Origin of the sequence: Staphylococcus sp. GDY8P198P (assembly GCF_017891615.1) — a bacterium.
Classification (GTDB): Bacteria; Bacillota; Bacilli; order Staphylococcales; family Staphylococcaceae; genus Staphylococcus; species Staphylococcus cohnii.
On sequence record NZ_JAESJQ010000034.1, the window covers coordinates 1 to 925 of the forward strand.

The window sequence follows — 925 nt, forward strand, 5'->3', positions numbered from 1 at the left end:
TAACGCAAAAAGCTAGCCATAGTGGCTAGCTAATTCAAAATTAATTATCATGTTTATGTCTATTGGATCTAACTAAAACATTAATAGTAAATGTATTATCACAAGCAACTTTAAATAGGTTATAATCCATTTCTTCTAAAAGACTTAATAAATCTATATATTCTGTTACGTTTTCACTAATAATAATCTTCTTTATCCTTGAAATAGCTTCATACTTTTCTTCTCTAGTAAGAGCAATATAGTTAGAAATATCAAAGCCATTATAGATTTTTATATCTTTTTCATCATACTGATACTTTTCAGGATTATCCATATGCGTGAAATACCTATACGCTCCACGAACACTTTCAAGTTTAACTGGTTGTGGTGCATTTACCTTCTCAGCAATTTTTGATGCTGCATTTTGAGTAACAGGTCCATCCCAAATTAGTATGACATGCCAATGCTCTTTCTTAATTTCTCCATCAGGATTAACATCTTTATCATGCAAAGGAGATATTGCGAATTGTAAATAAGTTTCTTCAAGTAATTCTGTCCAATTTTCAGGGGCAGATTGTGGATATACAACCATTCCCCACGTTCTTGCTTTAATATATTTTGCCATGGTAAAATAACAGTGTTGAATAAAGATTTTAGAGAACTTAGCTATTTGGGAGCTAGGTTCTTTTTTTATTTTCCACTGTCTCTATCCCCCTTTTTACCTTTTTCAATATAGTAATTATTAATTAACATAGATATCGCTTGAGATTTACTCAATCCCATCTCTTCTGATATATCTTTCAGCCTTTCAATCGTTACAGGTGTTAATGTTATTCCAACTTTTTCTCGAGCCATTATAACCCCTCCTTTTTAAATCCTTATTCTGTATTATATAGTATATTATCCATAAAAGTCTAGAGTTTTCATGAATACTTTTGTTAAGTTT

The 925-nt window shown here is 30.5% G+C and carries 2 protein-coding genes; both read right to left on the minus strand.

Going from position 1 to position 925, the window contains the following annotated elements:
* Nucleotides 1-40: 40 nt before the first annotated feature.
* Nucleotides 41-604, minus strand: coding sequence for a replication protein (locus tag KA824_RS12805; RefSeq protein WP_049388228.1), 564 nt, complete (start codon nucleotides 602-604; stop codon nucleotides 41-43).
* Nucleotides 605-669: 65 nt separating this feature from the next.
* A complete protein-coding gene (locus KA824_RS12810; RefSeq protein ID WP_002503080.1) occupies nucleotides 670-834 on the minus strand; it encodes a ribbon-helix-helix domain-containing protein in 165 nt (54 codons plus the stop codon).
* Nucleotides 835-925: the final 91 nt, after the last annotated feature.